Genomic DNA, 3,764 nt, shown 5'->3' on the forward strand with positions numbered 1-3,764 from the left:
GGGGGCTGCGCCGCCGCTTCGCGTCGGCCCCCACAGTCGGCTCCGCCGACAGCTCTCCCAGAGGGGGAGCATCTGGGACGCTGTCGTTGAGGAGTCAGGGTCAACCGCCGCTGGTATTAGCCGTAGCGCGTCTGAGCCACCCGAGGCGGGAGATCGCCAGGCCCGCCATCAGAGGGACCAGCCAGATGAGTCGAGCCTGATAGCGCGGGAAGGGGCCTGACAGCACGCCGCAGACGACCGCATTGGCGACCAGCAGGCTTAGGGTCAGGCCGAGCACGGTCAGCAGCCGGACCCGGTCGTCCTCCCAGCTCGCCGTCGTCCGCCTCATGAGCACCGGGCGGACATCCCCCGCGCTCAGCCGCCACCCGAGGGCCAGCAGGCTCGCCAGCAGTCCTGCGCCTTCCAGCCACCAACTCACCGCCTTGTCCACATCGGGGCGGCAGCTCTCGGTTCTGGGGCAGGCGTCCGCACCCGGCAGGATGCGAGGCAGCACGGTGGTGCGCCAGAACGAGTCGGAGACGTAGAAGCCTTGCGCCTTCAATGGATCGTCCACATAGGCCATGGCGAACTGCTGCACCGCGTTCCAGGCGGAGGCGCGAGCTTCGGCCAGCGGATCGGCCAGGGTCTCCGCCACCGCAAAACCCGCATCCTCACGCTCCATGCGCATGCGGGTGGGCGCGTCGGCGGCGAGGAAGACGGCGGTGCGTCGGCGGTTGGACCAGAGGATCTGGTCGCTGGTCAGCATGGGCCGGTCGCGGAAGGCGCAGAGCGCGAAAGGCGTTCCCGGTCCGGTGCAGGCGCGACGCAGGTAGGCGAGCCCGGGACCGTCCGCCAGCGCCCGGGCGCTCATGAAGGGTGGTGTGCCGATGGGCACGCCGGCTCGGGCGCGGATGGGCACATAGACCAGCGCGCCGGCGAGCAGGGTGGCGAGGACGATGGCGCCGCCCAGGCTTACGCGCCTGCCGACCTGGCGCCAGGGCAGCCCGCCCAGCCTCAGCAGCACGGCGGCGGCCAGGATCACGGCCGCGGCGTCCAGCAGGTTCGAGCGGTGCACCGCTAGGCCGAACCCGGTGAGCAGGGCCGCTCCGGCCAGCCGGCTCGGGCCCAGCCTGTCCGGATAGACCAGGAGCAGGAGCAGCCCGCCCCCCGCCACGCCGGCGAACAGGTCCGGCATGATCCAGCTCGCGAAGAAGGGCAGCGGCGTGAGCGCGGCCAGCCCCGCCATCAGCGCCAGATAGCCCCAGCGCGGCGCCGCGGGCGCGGCGGCTCGGTAGAGCAGATAGACCACTCCGGCCGCAGCCCAGGCCTGGGCGAAGGCGACCAGCCACAGGCCGCCCATGCGTTGCAGCCCATAGACCGGTGCGCCATAGATCGGCGAGCGGGCGCCGTCGATCTCGGCGGAGGTGTCGGGGACGCCCGGACGGCTCGGCAGGGCGGCGGGGTCGCCCGGCGGCTCGATGGCTTGTCCGGGCCTGACGAGGTGCAGCGCCTCGAACAGGTATTCCGCCTGGTCGTAGTAGAGGGCGGTGTCGCTGAACACGGCCGGCCGGCCGTCGACCACCGCCACCCACATCAGCAGCACGGCCCCGAGCGCTGCCAGCCCCCACCCGCGCAGGGCGGCGAGCGCGCCTCGCCTCATCTGCGCAGGGTGAACACCGAGGCGAGGAAGCCCGACGCCGCCAGCTGCACGCCCACGGTGATGGCGGTCAGCGACAGGATCAGCACCCGCATGATGTGGTCGTAGACGATGGGGCCGAAGCCGCTGGACGCCCAGGTCCAGCCCGCCCAGACCGCCCCGATCACGCCGGCGGCGAACACCAAGCCCGCGGCCCGCAGCACCGTTTCCAGGGTCAGGCCGAGCACCAGCTTGCGCATGGCCGTGCGGGTTGCGGGCAGGAATCCCTCGATCTCACCGTATCGGCGGGCCAGGGCGCCGAACATCACCAACTGAATCCCTAGAATGATGGCGAAGCACGACGCCAGCATGGAATGCACGTCGATCGAGACGTGCGACGTCAGGCGCAGCGGTCCTGTCGCCAGCATGGCGGAGAGCAGCACCCCGAAGCCGATGAGCGCCGTGCCCGGATAGATGAACAGCCACTTGGGGCTGTGCAGCAGCAGGAAGCGCAGGTGCCGCCATCCGTCGCGCCAGGTCTTCAGGTGCGGCGCGCGCGAGCGGCCGTCGGGCTTCAGCGTGGTGGGCGCCTCGCTCATGGGCAACCCGTTGAGCGCGGTCTTCACCACCATCTCGCTGGCGAACTCCATGCCGGACGTCGACAGGTTCAGGTCCAGCATCGCCTGGCGCGAGAAGCCCCGCAGCCCGCAGTGGAAGTCGTTGACAGGGATGGCGAAGAACAGCTTGCCGAGGAAGCTCAGCACCGGGTTGCCGAGGTACCGGTGCAGGAAGGGCATGGCGCCCGGCGCGATCCCGCCCCTGAACCGGTTGCCCATCACCAGCGCGTCGCCCGCCCGCAGCCGCTCCATGAAGGGATCGAGCGAGTCGAAGTCGTAGCTATCGTCCGCATCGCCCATGACGACGTAGCGGCCTTCCGCCGCGCGGATGCCGCCCATCAGGGCTGCGCCGTAGCCCTTCTCCAGAACCATCACCACGCGGGCGCCGGCCGCTATCGCCAGGGCTTGTGAGCCGTCGGTGGAGCCGTTGTCGGCCACCAGGACCTCGCCGGCGATGCCCGTCCGCTCCAGATAGCCGCAGGCCTGCCTGACGCAGACTTCGATGGTCTCCGCCTCGTTCAGGCAGGGCATCAGGATGGTGAGTTCCAGCGGGCGCGCGTCCTGAAACAGGTCTGCGTCCACGCTCCGGCGCTCCATGAGGGCGGCCATCTGCAGTTCCTCGCCTCTAAGGGGCGCATTCATAGGCGAGGGACCCTTGCGGTTGGGTTAGCGGACGGACGCCACCCTGGTGTGTGGCTGCATCCGCTCACGCCGTCGTGACGACAAGCTGTCATGGATGCAAGGCCGGTTATTCCGCCGCCAGCGCCTCCGCCTGCTTCAGGTCCACCGACACCAGCCGCGAGACCCCGCGCTCGGCCATGGTCACGCCGAACAGGCGGTCCATGCGCGACATGGTCACGGGATTGTGGCTGATGACCAGGAAACGGGTGTCGGTCCGCCGCCGCATCTCGTCCAGCATGCGGCAGAAGCGATCCACGTTGGCGTCGTCAAGCGGCGCGTCCACCTCGTCCAGCACGCAGACGGGCGCGGGATTGGCCAGGAAGACGGCGAAGATCAGGGCCATGGCGGTCAGGGCCTGCTCGCCGCCGCTCATTAGGCTCATCACCGCCAGCCGCTTGCCCGGCGGGCAGACGTAGATCTCCAGTCCCGCCTCCAGCGGATCGTCGTTCTCCGCCAGCCGCAGCTCCGCCTGGCCCCCCTCGAACAGGGTCTGGAACAGCGCCTTGAAGCTTTCCGAGATGACGGTGAAAGCGGTCAGCAGGCGCTCGCGGCCCTCGGCGTTCAGGGTCTCGATGCTGCGGCGCAAGGTGGCGATGGCATCGGTGAGGTCGGCGCGTTCGGTACGTAGGGATCCCAGGCGAGCAGCCTGCTCGGCGGCCTCCGCCTCGGCGCCCAGGTTCACGCCGCCGAGTGCGTCGCGGTCGCGCTCCAGGGCGTGCAGGTGGGTGTCCAAGCCGGCGGGGTCGGCGGGGATGGCGACGGCCTCCGCGGCGATAGCCTCGGCCAGGGCGCGGGGTTCGAGCCCCGCGGTCTCGCGCACCTGCTGGGCGGCGGCGGCCAAGTGTTCGCGG

Annotated in this window: 2 protein-coding genes and 1 pseudogene; all 3 read right to left on the reverse strand. The window is 70.5% G+C overall.

Translation table 11 applies throughout. The features are described 5' to 3' along the window. Positions 1-100 precede the first annotated feature (100 nt). On the reverse strand, positions 101-1,639 hold the full coding sequence (locus HUV06_RS15095; protein ID WP_174302069.1) for a hypothetical protein: 1,539 nt from the start codon (positions 1,637-1,639) through the stop codon (positions 101-103). Continuing rightward, positions 1,636-2,841, reverse strand: coding sequence for a glycosyltransferase family 2 protein (locus HUV06_RS15100; protein ID WP_217433914.1), 1,206 nt, complete (start codon positions 2,839-2,841; stop codon positions 1,636-1,638). Before HUV06_RS15100 ends, HUV06_RS15095 begins: the two co-directional genes overlap by 4 nt. 139 nt (positions 2,842-2,980) lie before the next feature. Next, positions 2,981-3,764: pseudogene (locus HUV06_RS15105) on the reverse strand (chromosome segregation protein SMC); the annotation flags it as partial.

It is taken from the genome of Caulobacter sp. S45 (assembly GCF_903642205.1).
GTDB lineage: Bacteria > Pseudomonadota > Alphaproteobacteria > Caulobacterales > Caulobacteraceae > CAHJWH01.